Annotated in this window: 20 protein-coding genes; 8 read left to right on the top strand and 12 right to left on the bottom strand. The window is 66.0% G+C overall.

The window, feature by feature from the left end:
* Positions 1 to 52: 52 nt before the first annotated feature.
* Both AAG816_RS06985 and AAG816_RS06980 read right to left on the bottom strand, forming a co-directional pair.
* Complete coding sequence (locus AAG816_RS06985; protein WP_341988853.1) at positions 53 to 355, bottom strand: acylphosphatase; 303 nt, start codon at positions 353 to 355, stop codon at positions 53 to 55.
* 14 nt (positions 356 to 369) lie between these two features.
* On the bottom strand, positions 370 to 1,197 hold the full coding sequence (locus tag AAG816_RS06980; protein WP_341988851.1) for a cell envelope integrity EipB family protein: 828 nt from the start codon (positions 1,195 to 1,197) through the stop codon (positions 370 to 372).
* Between the two features lie 100 nt (positions 1,198 to 1,297).
* Here AAG816_RS06980 and AAG816_RS06975 point away from each other — a divergent pair, with 100 nt between their 5' ends.
* From AAG816_RS06975 to AAG816_RS06955, 5 genes are all read left to right on the top strand, one after another.
* On the top strand, positions 1,298 to 1,762 hold the full coding sequence (locus AAG816_RS06975) for a RidA family protein (protein ID WP_341988850.1): 465 nt from the start codon (positions 1,298 to 1,300) through the stop codon (positions 1,760 to 1,762).
* Between the two features lie 23 nt (positions 1,763 to 1,785).
* Positions 1,786 to 2,511, top strand: a complete 726-nt coding sequence (locus tag AAG816_RS06970) for a glycerophosphodiester phosphodiesterase family protein (protein WP_341988849.1) — start codon at positions 1,786 to 1,788, stop codon at positions 2,509 to 2,511.
* Positions 2,512 to 2,576: 65 nt separating this feature from the next.
* Positions 2,577 to 3,647, top strand: a complete 1,071-nt coding sequence (locus AAG816_RS06965; protein WP_341988848.1) for a DUF4424 domain-containing protein — start codon at positions 2,577 to 2,579, stop codon at positions 3,645 to 3,647.
* 88 nt (positions 3,648 to 3,735) lie between these two features.
* Positions 3,736 to 4,914, top strand: coding sequence for a GNAT family N-acetyltransferase (locus tag AAG816_RS06960; protein ID WP_341988847.1), 1,179 nt, complete (start codon positions 3,736 to 3,738; stop codon positions 4,912 to 4,914).
* A gap of 181 nt (positions 4,915 to 5,095) precedes the next feature.
* Entirely contained in the window at positions 5,096 to 5,863 is a 768-nt protein-coding gene (locus tag AAG816_RS06955) for a peptidase (protein WP_341988846.1), read from the top strand.
* 100 nt (positions 5,864 to 5,963) lie between these two features.
* On the opposite strand, the gene AAG816_RS06950 is transcribed toward AAG816_RS06955, so the two are convergent.
* From AAG816_RS06950 to AAG816_RS06920, 7 genes are all read right to left on the bottom strand, one after another.
* Entirely contained in the window at positions 5,964 to 6,422 is a 459-nt protein-coding gene (locus AAG816_RS06950) for a peptidylprolyl isomerase (RefSeq protein ID WP_341988845.1), read from the bottom strand.
* A 58-nt stretch (positions 6,423 to 6,480) separates the two neighbouring features.
* Entirely contained in the window at positions 6,481 to 7,053 is a 573-nt protein-coding gene (locus tag AAG816_RS06945) for a peptidylprolyl isomerase (protein WP_341988844.1), read from the bottom strand.
* Between the two features lie 91 nt (positions 7,054 to 7,144).
* A complete protein-coding gene (gene coaD / locus AAG816_RS06940; protein WP_341988843.1) occupies positions 7,145 to 7,660 on the bottom strand; it encodes a pantetheine-phosphate adenylyltransferase in 516 nt (171 codons plus the stop codon).
* A gap of 63 nt (positions 7,661 to 7,723) precedes the next feature.
* The gene (locus AAG816_RS06935; protein ID WP_341988842.1) at positions 7,724 to 8,335 is read right to left on the bottom strand and encodes a LysE family translocator; all 612 of its coding nucleotides are present in this window, start codon (positions 8,333 to 8,335) and stop codon (positions 7,724 to 7,726) included.
* Positions 8,336 to 8,341: 6 nt separating this feature from the next.
* Positions 8,342 to 11,098 carry a DNA gyrase subunit A gene (gyrA, locus tag AAG816_RS06930; protein ID WP_341988841.1) on the bottom strand — a complete coding sequence of 919 codons (2,757 nt, stop codon included), beginning with the start codon at positions 11,096 to 11,098 and terminating at the stop codon, positions 8,342 to 8,344.
* Positions 11,099 to 11,313: 215 nt separating this feature from the next.
* On the bottom strand, positions 11,314 to 11,709 hold the full coding sequence (locus AAG816_RS06925; RefSeq protein WP_341988840.1) for a DUF2306 domain-containing protein: 396 nt from the start codon (positions 11,707 to 11,709) through the stop codon (positions 11,314 to 11,316).
* 77 nt (positions 11,710 to 11,786) lie between these two features.
* Positions 11,787 to 13,043, bottom strand: coding sequence for a homoserine O-acetyltransferase (locus AAG816_RS06920; protein WP_341988839.1), 1,257 nt, complete (start codon positions 13,041 to 13,043; stop codon positions 11,787 to 11,789).
* Positions 13,044 to 13,578: 535 nt separating this feature from the next.
* Here AAG816_RS06920 and AAG816_RS06915 point away from each other — a divergent pair.
* Positions 13,579 to 14,088, top strand: coding sequence for an N-acetyltransferase (locus AAG816_RS06915; protein WP_341988838.1), 510 nt, complete (start codon positions 13,579 to 13,581; stop codon positions 14,086 to 14,088).
* A gap of 92 nt (positions 14,089 to 14,180) precedes the next feature.
* Here the strand turns inward: AAG816_RS06915 and AAG816_RS06910 are convergent, their stop codons facing one another.
* Positions 14,181 to 15,620, bottom strand: a complete 1,440-nt coding sequence (locus tag AAG816_RS06910) for a 3-deoxy-7-phosphoheptulonate synthase class II (RefSeq protein ID WP_341988837.1) — start codon at positions 15,618 to 15,620, stop codon at positions 14,181 to 14,183.
* A gap of 314 nt (positions 15,621 to 15,934) precedes the next feature.
* Between AAG816_RS06910 and AAG816_RS06905 the strand changes: the two genes are divergently transcribed.
* The gene (locus AAG816_RS06905; protein WP_341988836.1) at positions 15,935 to 17,191 is read left to right on the top strand and encodes a multidrug effflux MFS transporter; all 1,257 of its coding nucleotides are present in this window, start codon (positions 15,935 to 15,937) and stop codon (positions 17,189 to 17,191) included.
* Positions 17,192 to 17,232: 41 nt separating this feature from the next.
* Here AAG816_RS06905 and AAG816_RS06900 read toward each other — a convergent pair whose 3' ends face one another.
* Together AAG816_RS06900 and gor are read right to left on the bottom strand one after the other, a co-directional pair.
* Positions 17,233 to 17,469, bottom strand: coding sequence for a hypothetical protein (locus AAG816_RS06900; RefSeq protein WP_341988835.1), 237 nt, complete (start codon positions 17,467 to 17,469; stop codon positions 17,233 to 17,235).
* A gap of 143 nt (positions 17,470 to 17,612) precedes the next feature.
* Positions 17,613 to 18,971: a glutathione-disulfide reductase gene (gene gor / locus AAG816_RS06895; RefSeq protein ID WP_341988834.1), complete on the bottom strand. Its 1,359-nt coding sequence runs from the start codon at positions 18,969 to 18,971 to the stop codon at positions 17,613 to 17,615.
* A gap of 176 nt (positions 18,972 to 19,147) precedes the next feature.
* On the opposite strand from gor, the gene AAG816_RS06890 reads away from it, so the two are divergent.
* On the top strand, positions 19,148 to 21,256 hold a 2,109-nt coding region (locus AAG816_RS06890; protein ID WP_341988833.1), incomplete at its 3' end, for a glycosyltransferase family 2 protein.

The raw sequence follows: 21,256 nt of genomic DNA, 5'->3' as shown, positions 1-21,256 counted from the left end.
GCACGGGCCACCACTTCCGTCGCGCGATCTGGCGGGCGTGGCGTTTGCGGCGTCACAGGGTTGGCAGCACCAGAAAGCGGCCACTGCCCCAGCCATGGTCCGGGGCGCTATCCGTCGCCGGCTGGATGAGAACCGCGTCCACCCGCGCCGCCGCCGGTCCGGATCGGCATTCAGCCACCATGGCGTCCACCGCGGCCGACGGACCGGCGAACACCGCCTCAACGGCGCCGTCGCGTCGGTTGCGCACGAAGCCCGTCAAGCCGCGCGCTTCGGCCGCATCGGCGCACCAGGCGCGGTAACCCACGCCCTGGACGCGGCCGCGCACCATGACATGCACGCTCCCGTGGTCATTCATGGCGCAAGACCGGCCTATTTCTTGTCACACGACGTCGCGGAGGCCTTCAGCGGCTCGATGGTCTCGAGCGCGCCGCGCAGCGCAAAGTCGCCATAGTCGATCTTCAGTTCGCCGATGACGCCGTTGTCATAGAGCGAGAAGCTCATGACATATTCCGGCGCGCTGGCGTCCTTCTCCACGTCGTAATAGCTCACGCTGACCGGATAGAAGCTATGGCCGCCCAGGACGGGCTTGGCCGCGGGCAGCAGCTTCGATTCGTCGGTGCTGGGCCGGCCGATCACCGCCAGGGTGTTGTAGACCTTGGTGCCGTCGGAGGAGCCGTCATAGACCTTGGCCTCGAACAGGCTCTCGCCGGCCGCAGCGGCGGCCAGGACCCGGACCACATGCTCGGTGGGCATGAGGATGCGGCCCTTCAGCTCCACGGTGCGCGGATCCGGCTTGGCGATCTTGACCACCAAGGTCCCGTTATCGCCTCGCGTGACCTGGGCATCCACGTCCGACTTGGTATCCCCGTCCAATTGATCGCGGGTCTTGAAGCGATAGCTGGCGCCGCCGCCGTCCTCCCAGCTGGTGGAGGCCATATCGGCGCGCACCGGGGCGCCCTCTCCTGTGTCCAGGGTCGAGGTCTGGCGCATGTTCACCGTATAGCCTTCGCAGGCATCGCCGCGCATTTCGTAGTCGATTCGCCCGGTGGCGCCGTCGAGACGGCGGGAACTCTTGGTGGCATCCAGCACCAGTTTGTAGCCCGCCCGGTGCGGCAGAAGCGCATCGGCCGCAGCCGGCGCGAGGCTGGACACGAGAAGGACCAAGGCAAGGCTCGAAGGCCCCAGCAGACGCGGCATCGCAGATCTCCTTGCAGACCGCCCTGCGCGCTTGCGCGGCGGCCCCGGTTCAGCGAAGAGGAAGTCGCAAAATGCGCACAAGGTGTGGCAGGAGAAGATAATGTCGCAAACCATCGAGCAGAAACTGGCGGAACTCGGCATCACCCTGCCGACCCCGGTGGCGCCATTGGCCAATTATGTGCCTGCCGTGCGCACCGGCAACCTCTTGTTCATCTCCGGCCAGGTGTCCATCGACGGTGCCGGCAAGCTCAGCACCGGCAAGCTCGGCGCCGGCATCGACATTGAAGCCGGTCGCGCCGCCGCGCGCCTGTGCGCCATCAATCTGCTGGCCCAGACCAAGGCCGCCCTCGGCGATCTGGAGAAGATCGTGCGGGTGGTGAAGCTGGTGGGCTTCGTGAACTCCGCCCCCGATTTCGTCGATCAGCCCAAGGTGATGAACGGCTGCTCCGATCTGTTCGTGGAAGTGCTGGGCGACAAGGGCCGGCATGCGCGCTCGGCAGTCGGCATTGCCGCGCTGCCCTTTGATGCCGCCGTGGAAGTGGAAGCCATCTTCGAAGTGGCCTGAGCCCCGTGGCCGGCCCGTTCTCCATGACCGCGCGCCCGGTCGCCCATCGTGGTCTCCACGATGCGGCGGCCGGGATCATCGAGAACACCGCCTCCGCCGTGGATGCGGCGGTGGCGGGCGGCTACGCCATTGAGGTGGACGTCCAGCTGTCGCGCGACGGCGAAGCCATGGTGTTCCATGACTTTGCCCTGGAGCGCCTGACAACCGGCTGCGGCAAGGTGGCGGACCTCTCCGTGGCCGAATTGCAGGCCCTCGCCTTCAAGGGCACCGCCGACGCCATGATGACGCTGCCGGAGCTGCTGGCGCGGGTGGACGGGCGGACCTTGCTGCTGGTCGAGATCAAGAGCGCCTTCACCGGCGATGTGCGCCTCGCCCGCCGCACCGCGGAGCTGGCAGCGGCCTATGCCGGCCCCATCGCTTTGATGTCCTTCGACCCTGAAATGGTCGCGGCGGTGGCCGAAGCGGCGCCCAAGGTGCGCCGGGGCATCGTGGCGCAGCGGCGGTATGGCGACAGCGAGTGGACCGGCCTCAGCGCGCTGCAGCGCTGGACCATGGGCCATCTGTTGCACTGGCCGCGCTCGCATTTCCAATTCATCGCCTATCGCGTCGCCGATCTGGGCGCCCCCGTGCTACGGCTTGCGCGCGCCTGCGGCATGCCGGTGCTCACATGGACGGTGCGCAGCCCGCAGGATCGGGCGCGGTGCGCATCGGGTGCCGACCAGATGATCTTCGAGACCTTCCGGCCCTGACTGCGGCCATTCAGGACAGACCGCCGGACATCCCGGCATTGGAGATTGCGATGTTCGGATCGGGCATGACACGGGGACGCACCGGCGCCTTTCGGCGGATCGACACGGCCAGGGGCGCGCTTGTTCTCGCCGCCACGCTGGGGGCCCTGACGCTCGGCACCGTTCCCGGCAAGGCCAACGACACCACGGCAGCACTGGCCGCCGGCGGGCTGGTGTTCGTGCCCACCGACGACATCGCAATGAAGTCCGAGGACCTGTTCATCTCCGAGCAGGAAGTGCGGGTGCGCTATGTGTTCAAGAGCACCGCTGCCAAGGACGTCCATACGCTGGTGGCCTTCCCCATGCCGGACATCATGGTGAGCATGGAGAGCACCGAGTCCATCCCGGTGGAGGACAGCGAGAACTTCCTCGACTTCAAAACCCTGGTGGAGGGCAAGCCGGTCATCACCAAGGTGGAGCAGAAGGTGTTCGCCCTGGGTATCGACCGCACCCAGATGCTCATCGATCTCAAGGTGCCGCTGGCGCCGCAGATGTCGGCCACAGGCAAGGCGCTCGACGCATTGCCGAAGGACAAGTGGCAAGAGTTGCTGGATATCGGCCTGGTCCAGGTGGATGAATTTGACGCCGGCAAGGGCACCGAACGCCATCTCGCGCCGCGCTGGACCCTGAAGACCACCTATTATTGGATGCAGACCTTCCCCGCCGGGAAGGAATTGGTGGTGGAACACCAGTACAAGCCCAGCGTCGGCATGTCGGTGGGCACGCTGGTGGGCATGAAGGTGGACAAGGACAATCCATGGATCGCCGCCGAGCAGCGCTCCATGGCCGACACCTTCTGCATCGACAGCACGCTCCTGGCCGCGGTGGACCGCGCATCCAAGGGCAGCAAGCCCGAAATGCAACCGGTCTTCTCCGACGCCCGCATCCACTACATCCTGAAGACCGCAGGCAACTGGGCCGGCTCCATCGGCGACTTCACCCTCACCGTGGACAAGGGCGCGCCGGAGAATCTGGTGAGCTTCTGCGGCACCGGCGTGAAGAAAATCAGCCCCACGCGCTTTCAGATGAAGGCCAAGGACTTCTTCCCGCTGAAGGACCTCGGCATCCTGATCCTGAAGCCCTACCCGAAAAAGTGATGCAAGGGCACGCCGCCCCATGCCAGACTGAGGGGGCCGCCGCGCCGGTCCTGCGCCGTGGTCCCTCCTGTCACCGCATCCGGCCGGTATGACCGAAACGCAAATCCGTATCCTTCCCAGCCTGTCTGAGATTTCCCCCGCCCAGTGGGATGCCTGCGCCGCCGGGGACCAGCCCAGGCCCGAGCCGTTCGTCTCCCACGCCTTCCTCAGCGCGCTGGAGGAGGCGGGCTGCGTGCGGGCGCGCACCGGCTGGCAGCCGCAGCATCTGGTGCTGGATGGTCCCGACGGCACGGCGGCGGGCGTGGTGCCGGCCTATCTGAAATCCCATTCCCGCGGCGAATATGTCTTCGACCAGGGGTGGGCCGAGGCTTATGAGCGCGCGGGCGGGGCCTATTATCCCAAGCTCCAAGTGAGCGTGCCGTTCACCCCAGTCTCGGGCCGCCGCCTGCTGGTCCGCCCGGACGCCGGGGTGCCGAACGCTACCGAGGTGCTGGGCACCGGGCTGGTTCAACTGGCCAAGCTCCGGCGCGCCTCGTCGGTACATGTGACCTTTGCCACCGAAACCGAATGGCAGGGACTGGCCGACCTCGGCTTCCTCAAGCGCACCGACCAGCAGTTTCACTGGATCAATGAGGGCTACGCCAGCTTTGATGAGTTCCTGGAGGCGCTAGCCTCCCGCAAGCGCAAAGCCATCCGCAAGGAACGGCGCGAGGCCCTGGCGTCGGGCATCGAGATCGAATGGCTCACCGGCGCCCAGATCACCGAAGCCGCCTGGGATGCGTTTTTCGTCTTCTACATGGATACCGGTGCCCGCAAATGGGGCCAGCCCTATCTGAACCGGAAGTTCTTCTCTTTGCTCGGCGAACGCATGGCCCATCAGGTGTTCCTGGTGATGGCCAAGCGGGAGGGACGCTACATTGCCGGCGCCTTGAATCTCATCGGCGCCGACACCCTCTATGGCCGCTATTGGGGCTGCACCGAGCAGCACCCGTTCCTGCATTTCGAGATCTGCTACCATCAGGCGGTGGATTTCGCGATCGCCCACGGCCTGAAGGTGGTGGAAGCCGGCGCCCAGGGCGAACACAAGCTCGCCCGCGGCTACCTGCCCCGCACCACCTATTCCGCCCATTGGATCGCCGACGCGGGCCTGCGCAGCGCGGTGAAGCACTATCTCGACCGCGAGCGCGAGCATGTGGCGCAGGCCAATGAAGACCTCACCGCCCTCGGCCCCTTCCGCCGCGGCGGCGCCGAGGCCGAGGTGGAATAGCGCCGGCCCGCCGGTCCCACCAGCCGACCCCATCGGCGATTTTGTGCGCTTGTCCACGGAATCGATCACCCACGTGTCAAAACGGTAGCGCTTTTCAGCTACCGGCACCGCATACGTGGATCGACGCATTGCGGCTTGCGCCGCAGGATCGTAAAAAGGCGCCGGGGAACGGGAACATAAGATGACCTATTGTTGCGGCGTGCTGGTGCGGGACGGGCTGGTGATGATCGCGGACACGCGCACCAACGCCGGGCTCGACAACATCTCCACCTTCCGCAAGCTCCACATCTTCGAGGAGCCGGGCCATTATGTGATGGCCATCGCCTCTGCGGGCAATCTGTCGGTGTCGCAGTCGGTCATCAGCCTGCTGCACGAGGGCGTGGAGGACCATGAGGCCGGCGAGCGGCAGATGCTGCGCGATGCCCGCACCATGTTCCAGGCGGCCCAATTGGTGGGCCGCGCCATCCGTCAGGTCCATACCGTGGATGCGGGCGCGCTGGAGCAGAGCAATGTCAGCTTCGACGTCTCGTTCCTGCTGGGCGGCCAGATCGCCGGCGGGCCGCTGCGGCTGTTCATGGTCTATTCCGCCGGCAACTTCATCGAGTGCACCACCGACACGCCGTTCCTGCAGATCGGCGAGCATAAATACGGCAAGCCGGTGCTCGACCGGGCCGTCACCTACGACATGGAAATCTCCGACGCGCTGAAGAGCAGCCTGATTTCCATGGACAGCACCATGCGCTCCAATCTCGGCGTCGGCCTGCCCATTGATGTGATGGTGCTGTGCCCCGATGCCCTCGAAGCGGAGTTGAACTACCGCATCGAGCCGGGCGAGCCCTATTTCCACGATCTGCGCGAGCGCTGGTCGGCGGCGCTGCGGGCGGCGCACGCGGCCATTCCCCGCCCGCCCTATCTGAAGATCCTGCGGCGCTCGCGCCTGGAAGAGTGACCGCCGGTCGATCGTTCTCTCGGAAATGCAAAACGCGCCGGCCTTGGAGGCCGGCGCGTTTTTTTTATTGCATTCAGTCGGTCCGCCGCGGCGGCGCCGATCACTCGGCGGCGGTGAGGCGGGCCTTGACGATCTTGTCCGGATTGGCCACCGGCTCGCCGCGCTTGATCTGGTCCACATTCTCCATGCCGGAGACCACTTCGCCCCACACGGTGTACTGGCCGTCGAGGAAGCGGGCATCGCCGAAGCAGATGAAGAACTGGCTGTCGCCGCTGTCCGGGCTCTGGGCGCGGGCCATGGAGCAGGTGCCGCGCACGTGCGGCTGCTTGTTGAATTCAGCCTTCAGCTTCTTGCCGGAACCGCCGGTGCCGTTGCCGAACTGGCCGTCGCCGGTCTGGGCCATGAAGCCTTCGATGACGCGGTGGAACGGCACGTCGTTGTAGAAGCCTTCCGCCACCAGTTCCTTGATACGCGCCACATGGCCGGGGGCCAAGTCGGGGCGGAAAGCGATGGTCACGTCGCCCTTGGTGGTTTCGAGCACGAGAAGTTCGTCAGCCATGGGGCCTCTCCTTTGGTGATATGTTTGTCGGCTTACGTGGATTCAACGCCGCGCGGGCCTATTTGGCGTCGGACGCCACCAGCATCTTCACGATGCGGTCGGGATTGGGCACGGAGCCGTTCTGCTCCTTCGAGCCCTTCTTGATCTTGTCCACGAACTCCATGCCCGAGACCACTTGGCCCACAACCGTATACTGGCCGTTGAGGAAGGAGGCTTCGCCCAGGCAGATGAAGAACTGCGAATTGGCGCTGTCCGGCGAGGACGAGCGGGCCATGCCCACCGTCCCGCGCACGAACGGGGTCTTGGAGAATTCCGCCGGCAGGTTGGGATACTTGGAACCGCCGGTGCCGTTGCCGAACTGGCCATCGCCGGTCTGGGCCATGAAGCCGTCGATGACGCGGTGGAACGGCACGTTGTTATAGAAGCCCTCGCGCGCCAGGGTCTTCAGCCGCTCCACATGCTTGGGCGCCAGATCGGGGCGCAGGGCGATGACCACCCGGCCATAGCTGGTGTCGAGATAGAGCGTGTTCTGCGGATCGGGCTTGGCGGCGGTCTGCGCAACGGCCGGCAGGCTCATCATCGCAGCGAGGGCGAGACCGGCAAACAGACGGCGGCCGATGAGACGAGACATGAAGTGCTCCTTGCAAGCACGCCCGCAAACCCTTGGGGTCCGCAGAAGCGTGGGGCTATGGGAAGGCGGGACGAACCGTCGGACAACAAGCTCAGGAATATTTGGCCTTCAGCCGTGCCAGCACGAGAGGCGGCACGAAGGAGGAGACATCGCCCCCCATGGCAGCGATTTGCCGGACCAGCGTGGCGGTGATGGGGCGCACCCGTGGCGAAGCCGGCAGAAACACCGTCTGGATTTCCGGCGCCATGGCGCCGTTCATCCCGGCCATCTGCATTTCATAATCGAGGTCGGTGCCGTCGCGCAGGCCGCGGATCAGCAGCGTCGCGCCACAGCGGCGGGCGGCATTGACCACCAGATCGCTGAAGGTGAGCACCTCCAGCGCTGCGCCTTCCTCGGCGGCGATGGGGCCGCAGATCTCCGCCAGCATGGCAAGGCGCTCCTCGGCGGAGAATTGCGGCGTCTTGCCGGGATGAATGCCCACGGCCAGCACCAGATGGTCCGCGAGCCGCGAGGCTGAGCGCACCACATCCAGATGCCCATTGGTGGGCGGATCGAACGACCCACCATAGATGGCGACGCGACGGGTATGGGTGGGAGGCGTGCTCATGCGGGAACGGTTAGCCGCTGGCGCCGCCGCGCGCAATGGGCAGCGGGCGAGTGCGCGTGAGGTTCAGCGCCGGCCGGCCGCCAGCAGCACCAGGGCGCCGCCGGCCAGAATGCCTGCCGACACCCGGTCCGCCACCCGCGAGAACCGGCCCGAGATCGCCATGCGGGCGCGATCGGCGACTACGGCCCACACCATGTCCCCCACCAGCGCGATGACCGCAAAGATCGCCGCCAGCAGAGCAATCTGCGGTCCCGGGTCGGCGGTATTGGTGATGAATTGCGGCAGGAAGGCCGCATGGAACAGCAAGGTCTTGGGATTGGCGAACGCCACCGCCAGGCCCCGCCCAAACGCCGCATGGCCGGACGGCGCGGGACCGGCCTCCCCCTGCCCCGCATGGCGCCACTGCAGGACCGCCAGCCACAAGAGATAGGCCGCACCCGCGTAGCGCACCAGATCGAAATGCCGGGAAAACAGCTCCACCACCCAGGACAGGCCGGCCGCCACCACCGCCAATTGCAGCACGATGCCAACATTGACGCCGATCGCGCTGAGCAGGCCGGCGCGCCGGCCATGCTTCAGGCTGGTGCCCACGATCAGAGCCACATTCGGTCCCGGCGTCGCCCCGAGGGCGAGGCACGCCAGGACAAAGATCAACAGGCTCTGACCGGAGATCATGGGCGGTCACTCCTCGGGGGCGATATCCGGGGCCAGATCGAGGCCGTCGTCGCCCTCGGTCCCTTCAGCGGCCTCGTCTTCGCTGATGTGCTCCACCGAGACCACCCGCTCGTCAGCGGCAGTGTCGAACACGATCACGCCCTGGCTGGCGCGGCCGACGATGCGGATGCCATGGATCGGGCAGCGGATCAGCTGGCCGCCGTCGGTCACCAGCATGATCTGGTCGCTGTCCTTGGCCGGGAACGAGGCGATGAGCTTGCCGTTGCGCTCGTTCACCGCCATGGCGACGATGCCTTTGCCGCCGCGGCCGGTGACCCGGTATTCATAGGATGAGGTGCGCTTGCCGTAGCCGTTCTCCGACACCGTCAGGATGAACTGCTCATTGGTCTGCATTTCCAGGCGACGGACCTTGTCCACCTGAACATCGCCGCCCACGGCCTCCTCGGCATCGGCCTCTACCACCGCCGGCTCCTCGGCCGGATTGGCGCTAAGCGCGCGGCGCTCGGCACCGGAGATGCGCAGATAGGCCGCCCGTTCTTCCGCCGAGGCGTTGGAATGGGTGATGATGGCCATGGAGATGATCTTGTCGCCCTCCTCCAGCCGGATGCCGCGCACGCCGACGGAATCGCGGCCCTTGAAGACGCGGACCTCGGTCGCCGGGAAGCGGATGCAGGCGCCGTTGGCGGTGGTCAGCAGCACGTCGTCCTGCTCGGTGCACAGCTGGACCGAGGCGATGGCCTCGCCCTCTTCCAGCTTCATGGCGATCTTGCCGTTGCGATTGACCTGGCTGAAGTCCGCCAGCTCATTGCGCCGCACATTGCCGCCGGTGGTGGCGAACATCATCTGCCAGCGCTTGTGATCCTCGGGATCCTCCGGCAGGGGCACGATGGAGGTGATCCGCTCGTCCTGCGCCAAGGGCAGGATGTTGATCAGGGCCTTGCCGCGCGCCTGGGGCGCTGCGGCTGGCAGGCGCCACACCTTCAGCTTGTAGACCTGGCCCTTGGAGGAGAAGAACAGCACCGGGGCATGGGTGGAGGCCACGAACAGGCGGGTGACGAAATCCTCGTCCCGCGTCTGCATGGCTGAACGGCCCTTGCCGCCGCGGCGCTGCGCCCGATAGGTGGAGAGCGGCACCCGCTTGACGTAGCCGGCGTGGGAAACAGTGACCACCATGTCCTCGCGGGCGATGAAGTCTTCATCGTCCATGTCACCGAAGCCTTCGGTGATCTCGGTGCGGCGCGGGGTCCCGAACTCGGCCTTGATGGCGAGGAGTTCCTCGCGAATGATCGCCCGCATCCGCGGCCGGCTGGCGAGAATTTCCAGATATTCGGCGATCTCGATCGCCAGCTTGTCCAGCTCGTCGGAAATCTCATCCCGGCCGAGGGCGGTGAGGCGCTGCAGGCGCAGGTCGAGGATGGCGCGGGCCTGTTCCATCGACAGGCGATAGGTGCCGGCCGCCGACACGGTGTGGCGCGGATCGGCGATCAGGACGATCAGCGACTCGACATCCTTAGCCGGCCAATCACGGTCCATCAGCCGTTCGCGGGCGGTGGCCGGATCCGGCGCCGTCCGAATTAAGCGAATGACTTCATCGATGTTCGCCACTGCGATGGCGAGGCCGACCAAGACGTGGGCCCGGTCGCGGGCCTTGCGCAGCAGGAACTTTGTTCGCCGGCTTATGACTTCCTCGCGGAAGGCAATGAACGCGGTGAGCATGTCATGCAAATTCATGACCGAGGGCCGGCCGCCGGACAGCGCCACCATGTTGGCGCCGAACGAGGATTGCAGCGGGGTCATGCGATAGAGATTGTTCAGCACCACGTCCGCCTGGGCGTCGCGCTTGATCTCAATCACCACCCGCATGCCGTCGCGGTCACTCTCGTCGCGGATTTCCGCGATGCCTTCGAGCCGCTTATCGCGCACCAGCTCCGCGATCTTCTCGATCATCGTCGCCTTGTTCACCTGATACGGGATCTCGGTGATGATGAGCGCCTCGCGCTCCTTGCGCACGGTCTCGATGGACACCCGCGCGCGCATCAACACCGAGCCGCGCCCGGTCATATAGGCCTGGCGGATGCCCTGGCGGCCGAGGATCAGTGCCCCGGTGGGGAAATCGGGGCCGGGGATGTAGTCCAGCAGCGTTTCCGGATCCAGCGCCGGGTCATCCAGCAGCGCCACGGTGCCGTCGATGATCTCGCCCAGATTGTGCGGCGGGATGTTGGTGGCCATGCCCACCGCGATGCCGCCGGCGCCGTTCACCAGCAGATTGGGGAACCGCGCCGGAAGGACGGTGGGCTCGCTCTCGCTGTTGTCGTAATTGTCCTGATAGTCGACCGTGTCCTGGCCGAGTTCATCCAGCAGGTTCTGGGTGACCTTTTCGAGGCGCACCTCGGTATAGCGCATGGCCGCCGGCGGATCGCCGTCCACCGAGCCGAAATTGCCCTGCCCGTCGATCAGCGGCAGCCGCATGGAGAACAACTGCACCATGCGCACCAAAGCGTCATAGACCGACTGATCGCCATGGGGATGGTATTTACCGATGACGTCGCCGACCACGCGCGCCGACTTGCGGTACTGCTTGTTCCACTCGTAGCCGTTCTCATGCATGGAGAACAGGATGCGACGATGCACCGGCTTCAGGCCGTCGCGCACGTCCGGGAGGGCGCGTGCAACGATGACGCTCATCGCATAATCGAGATACGAGCGGGATAGCTCGTCGGTGATGGATACGGGCCGGATGTCGGAAGGCGCAGCGCTTCCCATCTTCGGCGTCTCGTGATCAGCCAAACGATAACTCTTTCATGGTCGGCAAAGGTAGCGTTCTTTTAGCCGATTCACCGCGCAGACGCCAGTGCAGCGCCTCCGGGCGGCGCGCAGAAACATTCATGAAATCAAAGACTTGAAAACAAGACTTCGCGCATCGCGGATTTCAACGTCGCTGCATCGCAAAAACCCTCTGCCCGGCGCGTCGACAAACCCTACCCAAACACCACTTGATGCAGCAAGCGACCGGGCAGCAAGGCAAAGACACCGGCGCCGATCAAGGCAAAAACGAAGAGCAGCGCCATGATCCGCGCATGGATTAGGCCGTCCCCCCGCCGCGCGGCCAGCCATCCGCGCCAGAGGCCGACCAGGGTGATGACCGACAGAAGGTGAATGGGGCTCCAGGCGCCCCACATGCGCAGTTCGTGGATCAGGAATGAACTCGCCGCCCCCAGCACCATCACGGCCACCCATACCCTGCCCAGGCGGCGGTGGACGGGTGTTCCCTTGGGAGAGAGCATCTGCACCGCGCCCAGGGCAAACGCCCCCAGAGCCGCGACCACATGCACCTGGATCGCCGCTGAGGCCGCAAGAAATGGCGCAAGGGTCATAAGCGTCTCCCGACATGAACCGGGAGACGCTAGCGCAGATCCGCGCCAATGTGAATATCATTCACATTGGCGCGACCTCATTGCGCGAGGAAGCGCGTAATGGCGCCCGAGGCCTCGGAGATGTTGACCACGCCATTCAGGTGCCCCCGCCCGCCGCCGATGGTCACCTGCTCCACCTTGGCACCACCGGCGCGAATGCCGTCGGCCGTGCGCTGAATGGCCGGAGGTGGGAACACCAGATCCTCCCCGGTGGAGATCAGCAGAACGGGCGCCTTGATCCGCGCCAGTCCGCCGTCACCGCCGGCCACGAAGGTCTGATTGGCCTTGACCAGATAGAGCAGGTGGTTGGCATCGGCCACCTGCGCCCGCGCGGCGCCGACATTGTCCAGCGCCGCCTCGATGGCGTAGCGATTGCCCATGGCCTTGGCCGGATCCTGGCCCGGCTCCGCCCATTTCCGGCCGAACGCATCGTCGGCCCAGGTCCAGTAGCCGGCCTGCATGGTCACGATCTTCAGCGATAGCGCCAAGCCCTTGTCGGGCGGGGTTCGGCCATAATAGTCGCCATTGTTCCAGTTCGGGTCGAGCCGGATCGGCGCCGCCCAGAGATCAAGCCATTCCACCAGCCAGCCGTCCGCGTCCCCGGCGCCGATCACCGGCACCACGCGGGAGACCATTTCCGGATAGGCGGCCGCCCACTCATAGGCCTGGAGCGCGCCCATGGAGGCGCCCATCACCGCATGCAGCTTCTTGATCCCGAGGCTGTCCAGCAGGGCTTTCTGCACATTGACGAAATCGCGGATGCCGACCACCGGGAAGCTCATGCCATAGGGCTTGTCGGTGCCGGGCTGGAGCGAGGCCGGGCCGGTGGTGATGACGTTCGGGTCCTTGGCGTTCAGATTGACCAGCGTATCCGATGAAATTATATAGTATTTATCCGTATCGAGCGGCTTTCCGGGGCCGATGATCGCGTCCCAATATCCGGGGACCTTATCATCAGCCTTGTATTTACCAGCCGCATGGCTGGTGCCGGAAAAGAAGTGCGTCACCAGGATGGCGTTGCTCTTGTCGGCATTCAGGGTCCCATAGGATTCCCAGCCGACCTTTACATCCTTTAATGGTACGCCGCCCGCCGTCGTATATGCGGGCAAGGTGAAACTCTTCTTCTCGACGATGGCGTCCAGCGCCAGCGCAGGCCCGCCGGCCCAAAGCCCCGCCATCGCGAGTAGTGCGACCGCCATCGCCGCCCGTGGCGCGGTCCAGCGCGCCCGGCTGGCGGATATCGAGCCCATGGCCCCTGCCCGTCCCAGAGCGGAATTGAAAATCCAACCTGCCATTTGCGCCTCCTCGGGCACCGTCCTGGCCTTTGGCCAGGCGGTCGCCTCATTGCGTGAACGGATGTCCTCACCGCCATTCCAATGACGGTTTCGCCGGCCCGATGGTCGAACTGGCCTCAATGGCCGAGTTCCGCGCATCCCATGCTTGGCGGCACCGGATGCGTTTGAAACCCTGCCGCGTCGTGCGGGCAAAGGTGACGGCGAAGCGGTCAATGGCGAGACCAGGGTCTCCCCACGAACGGTACTCTGCGATGCGCCGGTGCCCCCGGCAATGGGCTTCTGCGCACGACTCGAGCCCCCAGCCGCTGTTCGGCTCACCGCGACGTTGCGCCCTCGCCCACCGACCCGCTGGACCGGTCTCGCCTGCCGTGCTAATCGCCCGCCTCCAGTTTGAGGATGTCATGATCCAGGTTGCCCAGCGACGACGAGAGCACGAGCCGCGCTTCACCGCGCGTGCCCCTCTGCGTCTGTCCGCCTGAGACCGTCAAGCCGGCCTGGGCGGGCCTGTCTCTGCTTTGCCCTTGGCTGTTAGATCATGACCGAACTTCCGATCACCATTGCCCACGAGTCCCCCGCCAACACCGCCGCCATCGAGCGGATGCATCAACGCACCTTCGGCCCTGGTCGGTTCGCACGCACCGCCTTTCGGCTGCGCGAGCACACGCCCCCGGACCTCAGCCTGTCGTTCACGGCCCATGTGAGCACGATGATGGTCGGATCGGTGCGGCTCACCCCAATCGGGATCGGCGATACGCCGGCGTTGCTGCTGGGTCCGCTCACCGTGGAACCGCCGTTCCGCTCGGTGGGCATCGGCGCGCGGCTGATGCGGGTGTGCATGGAGGCCGCCTGCGCTCAGGGCCACAATCTGGTCCTGCTGGTGGGCGATGCGCCGTATTATGCGAGGTTCGGCTTTGTGGTCGTGCCTCACGGCCAGATCACCATGCCCGGCCCGGTGGATCCGGCACGGCTGCTGGTGGCGGAACTGAACCCGGGCGCCTTTGCCGGCGTCACCGGACTGGTGCGCGGCGCCGCCGCGGCGGCCTGATCGCCCCAAAGCCGACCGGATACAAAAATGCCCCGGCGAACCGGGGCATTTTCATCTTGGACGGGACGTGCGCTGACTGGATCGGCCAGCCCTCACTCCGCAGCAACCACCTCGGGGCGACCACGGGCCTGACGCTCACGCTTGAGCAGTTCGGCGACCAGGAAGGCCAGTTCGATGGACTGCTCGGCATTCAGCCGCGGGTCGCAATAGGTGTGGTAGCGATCACGCAGATCTTCGTCGGAAATGGCCCGCGCGCCGCCCGTGCATTCGGTGACGTTCTTGCCGGTCATCTCCAGATGCACGCCGCCGGCATAGGTGCCCTCGGCCGCATGGATGTCGAAGAAGCTGCGGATCTCCGACAGGATGCGATCGAACGGCCGGGTCTTGAAGCCCGAGCCGGCCTTGATGGTATTGCCGTGCATGGGATCGCACGACCACACCACCGTGCGGCCTTCCCGCTCCACCGCCCGTACCAGCGCCGGCAGGCTGTCGCCCACCTTGTCCGATCCGAAGCGGCAGATCAGCGAGATCCGGCCCGGCTCATTGTCCGGCTGGAGAATGTCCAGCAGGCGGATGAGGCCGTCCGGCGTCAGGGACGGACCGCACTTGATGCCGATCGGATTGCGGATGCCGCGGAAATATTCCACGTGGGCATGATCGGCCTGACGGGTACGATCACCGATCCACAACAGGTGGCCGGAGGTGGCGTACCAGTCACCCGAGGTGGAATCCACCCGGGTCAGCGCCTGTTCATAGCCCAGCAGCAAGGCTTCATGGCTGGTGAAGAAGTCCGTTGAGCGCAGCTCGGGATGGACCTGCGGATCGATCCCGCAGGCACGCATGAAATCGAGCGCCTCGGTGATGCGGTTCGCCAGTTCCTGATAGCGATGCGACTGCGGCGAATCTTTCACGAAGCCCAGCATCCACTGATGGGCATTGGACAGATTGGCATAGCCGCCGGACGCGAATGCCCGCAGCAGGTTCAGCGTCGCCGCCGACTGGCGGTACGCTTCGATCTGCCGCGCCGCATCGGGCACGCGGGAGGCCGGGGTGAAGGCGATGTCGTTGACGATATCGCCGCGGTAGCTGGGCAGCTCGACGCCGTCCACGATCTCCGTATTGGAGGAGCGCGGCTTGGCGAACTGTCCGGCAATGCGGCCGAGCTTCACCACCGGCGCACCGCCGGAGAAGGCCATCACCACCGCCATCTGCAGGAAAACGCGGAAGAAATCGCGGATGTTGTCCGCCGAATGCTCGTCGAAGCTCTCGGCGCAATCACCGCCCTGCAGCAGGAAGGCTTCGCCGGCCGCAACCTTGGCCAGATGCGCCTTCAGGCGGCGGGCCTCACCTGCAAAAACCAGCGGCGGATAGGAGGCGAGCTTGCGCTCCACCTCCACCAAAGCGGCCGCGTCCGGATACTCCGGAACCTGGACCACCGGATAAAATCGCCAGGAATCCGGACGCCAGCCTTCGGCGCGGCGAGAAGAGGTCTCGGCGCTCGGGATGCGGTCGGAAACAGGGCGGGTGGTCATAGAAATCTCCATCCAGCTATCGCGCGGCACACATGCGCCGTGCGCTCCGGTCCTTGGCGCTCATGGGTCACAGGACTACGGAAGCAGGGCTTATACACGAGAGCACCAGGGCACGAAACCGGAACATGGGGGGCCATGGCTCCGTTGGAAAGTGCGGGAGGCCGACGGTTTTCCGGTGGGGCAGGCATGCGCCCAGCGCGTGCAGCACCGGCGATCCCCGCCAAGATCAGGCGGGCGGGTGTCTCCCGGATGGCCTAAAAGGGCGTCCGGTGGACACGTCACGCACCGCCTTCCAGGCCATACAGAGACCGCATATGACAACACACGACAGGGGTGCGGCGAAGCCGTCGGCCCCCGCACCGTCCTTTTTTGAGTTCGTCGCGCTCATCGCCTTGATGATGGGCACGACCGCATTTTCCATCGACAATCTGCTGCCGGCCTTCGATCAAATCCGCGCGGACCTATCGGTCCCGCGGGCTTCCGACCTGCAACTGATCGTCACCGCGTTCATGATCGGCTTTGCCATCATGCAATTGGTGTTCGGCACCATTTCCGACGTGATCGGACGCAAGCCGGCCTTGATGATCGGCCTGTCCATCTACGCCTTGGGTTGCGCCCTTGCCGCCATGACCGACAGCTTTGCGGTGCTGTTGATCGCTCGGGGCATCCAGGGCATGGGGGCAGCGGCGGGGCGCGTGCTCTCGGTGGCGATCGTGCGGGATCGCTTCAAGGGCCAGGAGATGGCCCGCGTCATGTCGCTGTCGATGATGGTGTTCCTGATCGTGCCGGTGGTGGCGCCCAGCATCGGCAGTGCCATCCTGCTGGTGGGCAGTTGGCACTTCATCTTCCTGGCCATGTTCGCGCTGGCCGTGGTCCTCGCGGTGTGGTTCGCCATTCGCATGCCGGAAACCCTGCATCCTGAGTATCGGGTCTCGTTTTCCGTCACCGGCATCGTGCGCGGCATGCGCCTGACGCTGACCAACCGGAAAGCCTTTGGCTACGCCACCGGCATGGGCCTGATGATGGGATCGCTGATGGCCTATGTGGGATCGGCGCAGCAGATCTTCGATTCGGAGATCTACCATCTGGGGGTCTGGTTCCCCCTCGCCTTCTCATCGGTGGCGGCGGTGATGTCGGTGGCCTCGTTCCTCAATTCCAAGCTGGTGCGGACGGTGGGCATGCGCCACCTCTCCCATGGGGGGGTGATCGGCTTCACCCTGGTGGGCGCGGTTCAGGTGGGGCTGGCCCTGGCCTACCATGGCCAGCCGCCGCTCATCCTGTTCTGCGGGCTGCTGGCGCTGAATCAGGCCCTGTTCGCGCTCACCGTGCCCAACTTCAATTCCATGGCCATGGAGCCATTGGGGGCCATTGCGGGCACCGCCTCGTCCTTCATCGGCTTCTACACCACCCTGCTGGGCGCGGTGCTCGGCATGCTGTTCGGGCAGGCGGTGGCCGGATCGGTGCTGCCGCTGGTGCTGGGCTATCTGGTGCTGGGTCTGCTCGCCCTGGGCGCAACGCTTTGGGCTGAAAACGGCAGGCTGTTCGGCACGAGGGTCCAAGGTCAGAACTGATCCACACGGGCCGCCCGGCGCAGAGGCCGGGTGGCCCGGCATCAGAACCCGGTTTCCTTGACGCAATCGGCAATGACCTTGGCGAGTTTCACCCGCGTGGCATCCGGCTCCGTCGTCTCCCGCAGCGTACAGGCGTCCAGCGTGTCAAACTTGGCGCCGGAAACCTTCTTCTCCGTGAAGGCCTCCAGGGTCGCCTGCCGGTCCGGCGGGGTCAGGACCTGATATTTGAGCACCGCGCCTGGCCGATCCTGGGCGGGCAGAATCGGCGCCGCGGCCACCCCTTCCGCCTGGACCGTAAAGGTCAGAAAAAGTGCCCCAACGGCAACAAATGACGTGCGCACAGCGTCCCTCGATCCAAGCTTGAGCATGACGCTCTTTTGCATCTTGGAGCCAGTGCCGTCCAGACCTGTGCCCCGCGCGCTCAAGAGGATTTCGTGCGCATCGTCACCAGTTCTTCCGCCGCTGTGGGATGCACCGCCACGGTCCGGTCGAAGTCCGCCTTGGTGGCCCCCATGCCAATGGCCACCGCCGCCATCTGGATGATCTCGGATGCCGCCTCGCCCACCACATGGCAGCCCAGAACCTTGTCGGTGTCCGCATCCACGACGAGCTTCACCAGCATGCGGGTGGCACGCCCGGACAGGGTCGCCCGCATGGGGCGGAACTGCGCCTTGTAGATGTCGAGCGTGAATCCCGCCTCCCGCGCCGCAGCTTCCGAGAGGCCCACGGTGCCGATCTCGGGCTCGGTAAATACGGCGGTGGCAACCAGATGGTGGTCCACCTGCCAGGGCTTGCCACCGAACACAGTGTCGGCGAAGGCATGGCCCTCGCGGATCGCCATTGGGGTCAGATTGACCCGGTTGGTGACGTCGCCGACGGCGTGGATCGAGGGCACATTGGTGCGGCCGTGCACATCCACCGGGATGGCACCGACGCCGTCGACGATCACGCCTGCCGTTTCAAGGCCCAGGTTCCTGGTGTTGGGGATCCGCCCGATGGCGAGCATCACCTCATCCACCTCCACATGACTGCCGTCGGAGAGTTCCACCCGCTTGCCGTCCGCCGTCGCGGTGATGGAGGTCAGCGACCGCCCGGTGAGGATATTGATGCCCGAATGGCGCATCTCGTCCGCCACATGATGGCGCACGTCGTCGTCGAACGATCGCAGGATCTGCTCGGCGCGCAGCACCAAGGCGACTTCGCAGCCCAGCGCCCGGAACAGGCAGGCGAACTCCACCGCGATATAGCCGCCGCCCTGCACCAGCACCCGCCGTGGCAGCGTCGGAAGATGGAAGGCCTCGTTGGAGGTGATGGCCAGTTCCGCCCCCGGAATCGCCGGCCCGAGCGCCGGGTGCCCGCCGGTCGCAATCAGGATGTGGCGGGCTTCGATGGTCTCGCCGGTGCCGACGATGCGCACCGTATGGGCGCCCGTCACCACGGCGCGGTCGCGGATGATCTCCACGCCGGGCGCTTCCAGATTGCGCTGGTAGATGCTCTCCAGCCGGGCGATTTCGCGATCCTTGTTGGCCACCAGGGTCGGCCAATCGAAACGCGCGCCCTCCACCGTCCAGCCATAGCCGGCCATGTCTTCCAGGTCGTGGGCGTAGCGGCCGGCATAGACGAACAGCTTCTTGGGCACGCAGCCGCGAATCACGCAGGTGCCACCGAGCCGGAATTCTTCCGCCAGCATCACCTTGGCACCGTGCTGGGCAGCGATACGGCTGGCGCGTACTCCACCGGAGCCGCCTCCGATGACGAACAGATCCACGCTCCGCGACATGAACGACTCCCTTTCGGCGGCCACAGGCTGAAGCCCCCGCCGGCCGCGAACTTCAAGGCCCTGCGGCTGGCGGCGTCAAGCGTCCCCGCTTGCCGGCCACCGCCCAATGGTGCTTCAACCGATCGCCGGAGAGTGTGGTCTCTCCTTTCCCGACGTGTCAGGCCCGGTTGCGCTTCATGCCCGAACAGATCCCGCCGCGCTGGCTGCGCATCACCCGGAACGCCGCCGGCCAACCCAGCGCTACACTGCCGACCAGCGTCCGGCTCAAGGTGCGCGGCAAGGGCCTGGTGTTCGTTCTGGTGCTGCGCGGGGTCGATGCGCCCATCGATATGGTGTTCCGGGATGGGGCGGGGCGTGACCTGTCCCGCGCCCGCATGCAGGATGGGGAGGACGCCGTCTTTATCCCTCGGGGAGCGGCGGCGGTGACGGTGTTCACCACCGCGCCTGCGGTGCGCCTCGGCTATTTCCCGCGCAGCAAGCTGGGCCTCAAGCTCCACGCCTTCCTGAGCGGTCGGTTCGGGTCGTCGGGGATTGCGAAACGGTGGCGTACGGCCGGAGCTGCGGCCCGCAATCTGCGCGGCCTGCACGGCGCCCTGCTCCAAAGCTCCCCCGCCCATCGCCAGGAGCAGGCCGACCACTACCGGCGCTATCGGGCACGTTATGGGGAAGACGCCGGCGCCCCCGTCGCTCCCGGCGCGGATCTGTCGATCTCTTTCGTCACCGTCCTGCCCGCCTCCGGCATGGATCTGGCCGCGTGCCGGGATGCGCTTCTGGCGCAGAGCGACCCGGGGTGGGAGTGGCTGGTGGTGCAACCGGACACGGTGGCGTCAGATGCCGTCGGCGCAGATCAGCGCGTGCGACGGCTGCACCCGCCGAGCAGCGATCCCGCCGATTCCTTCAACAGCGCCCTCGAAGCGGCCACGGGCACGCTTCTGGTGCCCCTCGACCCCTGCGCCCGTCCCACCCGGCACGCGGTGGCGATGTTGCGTGCGGCCTTCGCCGCCCATCCCGACGGCCAGATGCTCTATACCGATGAGGAACGCCTCGATGCGGCGGGCCATCCCATGGAAGGCATCTTCAAGCCCGCCTTCAATCCCCATCTGCTGCGGAGCGTCGACTATATCGGCCAGTCGTGCGTGTTTCGCGCAACGCTGCTGCGAGCGATCGCCGGGGCACGGCCCGGATTCGGCGGCGCCGTCCTATATGATCTGCGGCTCCGGGCGGTTGAAACGCTTCCCGCCTCCGCCATCTACCACCTCCCTCGGGTGGCGTTTTCGCGGACACCGGATCATCACGGCGACACATTCGGTCCTCGCGACATCGATGCCGCGGCACGCGCGGTCCGCGACGCCACCGGCGTGACGCAGGTGCTTCACACCGAGGGGCGGTTGCGACCGGTCTATACGCCTGCGGACCCGCGCCCGCTGGTCTCCTTCGTCATTCCCACCCGTGACCGCGCAGACCTGCTGGGTCTCGCCTTGCGCTCCCTCATCGCCCTGACCCGGTATCGGGAATTTGAGATCATCATTGTCGACAATGGGTCGACGGAACCGGAGACATTTGCCTTGTTCGACGAGGTAAAGGCGCTCTGGCCGGCGACGCAGGTGGTGCGCGATGATGGCGGCTTCAACTATCCCCGCATCTGCAATCGCGGCGTCGACGTGGCATCCGGCGCCCTCATCTGCCTGCTGAATAACGATATCGAAGTGGTGGAGCCCGGCTGGCTGGACGAGATGGTGGCTCTGGCCTGCTTGCCCGGTACGGGCATCGTCGGGGCCAAGCTGCTGTTTCCCGATCGCACGCTCCAGCATGCGGGCGTCATCGCCGGACTGTTCGCCTATGCCGGACACTGGTTCGCCCACGCCGCCGCCACTGCGGGCGGCTATGAGGACCGTCTGCACAGCCGGCAGAATCTCTCCGCCGTCACCGGCGCCTGCCTGCTGATCAGCCGCACCTGCTGGGACCGGATCGGCCCCCTGGACGCGGAGCGCTTTGCCGAGGACTGCAACGACATCGACCTGTGCCTGCGGGCCATGGCCGCCGGCTATGAGGTGGTGTGGAGCCCCTTCGCCTGCCTGGTGCATCACGAATCCGCTTCGCGCGGGCGGCGGCGCGCCAAGGCCCATCGCGAGCGCCTGAAAGCACAGCGCGCCCGGTTCGAGGCGCGGTGGCACGCCAGCACGCTGGTGGACCCGCACTACAATCCCAACCTGCGCCGCAAGAGCCTCTATGCGACGCTGGCATCGGCGCCCGAAGGGAGCCGCGCGCCACGGACCGCGTCCGTG

It is taken from the genome of Azorhizobium sp. AG788 (assembly GCF_943371865.1).
GTDB lineage: Bacteria > Pseudomonadota > Alphaproteobacteria > Rhizobiales > Xanthobacteraceae > Azorhizobium.
The sequence above is the reverse complement of the archived record's forward strand: the minus strand, read 5'-3'. Positions and strand labels throughout refer to the sequence as shown.

Bases quoted from the DNA above. Each gene is read 5' to 3' on its own strand.
- AAG816_RS06980 (WP_341988851.1), bottom strand. From the start codon at position 1,197: ATGCCGCGTCTGCTGGGGCCTTCGAGCCTTGCCTTGGTCCTTCTCGTG.
- AAG816_RS06960 (WP_341988847.1), top strand. From the start codon at position 3,736: ATGACCGAAACGCAAATCCGTATCCTTCCCAGCCTGTCTGAGATTTCC.
- AAG816_RS06925 (WP_341988840.1), bottom strand. From the start codon at position 11,709: ATGACCCTTGCGCCATTTCTTGCGGCCTCAGCGGCGATCCAGGTGCAT.
- AAG816_RS06945 (WP_341988844.1), bottom strand. From the start codon at position 7,053: ATGTCTCGTCTCATCGGCCGCCGTCTGTTTGCCGGTCTCGCCCTCGCT.
- AAG816_RS06985 (WP_341988853.1), bottom strand. From the start codon at position 355: ATGAATGACCACGGGAGCGTGCATGTCATGGTGCGCGGCCGCGTCCAG.
- AAG816_RS06950 (WP_341988845.1), bottom strand. From the start codon at position 6,422: ATGGCTGACGAACTTCTCGTGCTCGAAACCACCAAGGGCGACGTGACC.
- coaD (WP_341988843.1), bottom strand. From the start codon at position 7,660: ATGAGCACGCCTCCCACCCATACCCGTCGCGTCGCCATCTATGGTGGG.
- AAG816_RS06975 (WP_341988850.1), top strand. From the start codon at position 1,298: ATGTCGCAAACCATCGAGCAGAAACTGGCGGAACTCGGCATCACCCTG.
- AAG816_RS06920 (WP_341988839.1), bottom strand. From the start codon at position 13,043: ATGGCAGGTTGGATTTTCAATTCCGCTCTGGGACGGGCAGGGGCCATG.
- AAG816_RS06935 (WP_341988842.1), bottom strand. From the start codon at position 8,335: ATGATCTCCGGTCAGAGCCTGTTGATCTTTGTCCTGGCGTGCCTCGCC.
- AAG816_RS06970 (WP_341988849.1), top strand. From the start codon at position 1,786: ATGACCGCGCGCCCGGTCGCCCATCGTGGTCTCCACGATGCGGCGGCC.
- gyrA (WP_341988841.1), bottom strand. From the start codon at position 11,098: ATGGGAAGCGCTGCGCCTTCCGACATCCGGCCCGTATCCATCACCGAC.
- AAG816_RS06965 (WP_341988848.1), top strand. From the start codon at position 2,577: ATGACACGGGGACGCACCGGCGCCTTTCGGCGGATCGACACGGCCAGG.
- AAG816_RS06915 (WP_341988838.1), top strand. From the start codon at position 13,579: ATGACCGAACTTCCGATCACCATTGCCCACGAGTCCCCCGCCAACACC.
- AAG816_RS06955 (WP_341988846.1), top strand. From the start codon at position 5,096: ATGACCTATTGTTGCGGCGTGCTGGTGCGGGACGGGCTGGTGATGATC.
- AAG816_RS06910 (WP_341988837.1), bottom strand. From the start codon at position 15,620: ATGACCACCCGCCCTGTTTCCGACCGCATCCCGAGCGCCGAGACCTCT.
- gor (WP_341988834.1), bottom strand. From the start codon at position 18,971: ATGTCGCGGAGCGTGGATCTGTTCGTCATCGGAGGCGGCTCCGGTGGA.
- AAG816_RS06905 (WP_341988836.1), top strand. From the start codon at position 15,935: ATGACAACACACGACAGGGGTGCGGCGAAGCCGTCGGCCCCCGCACCG.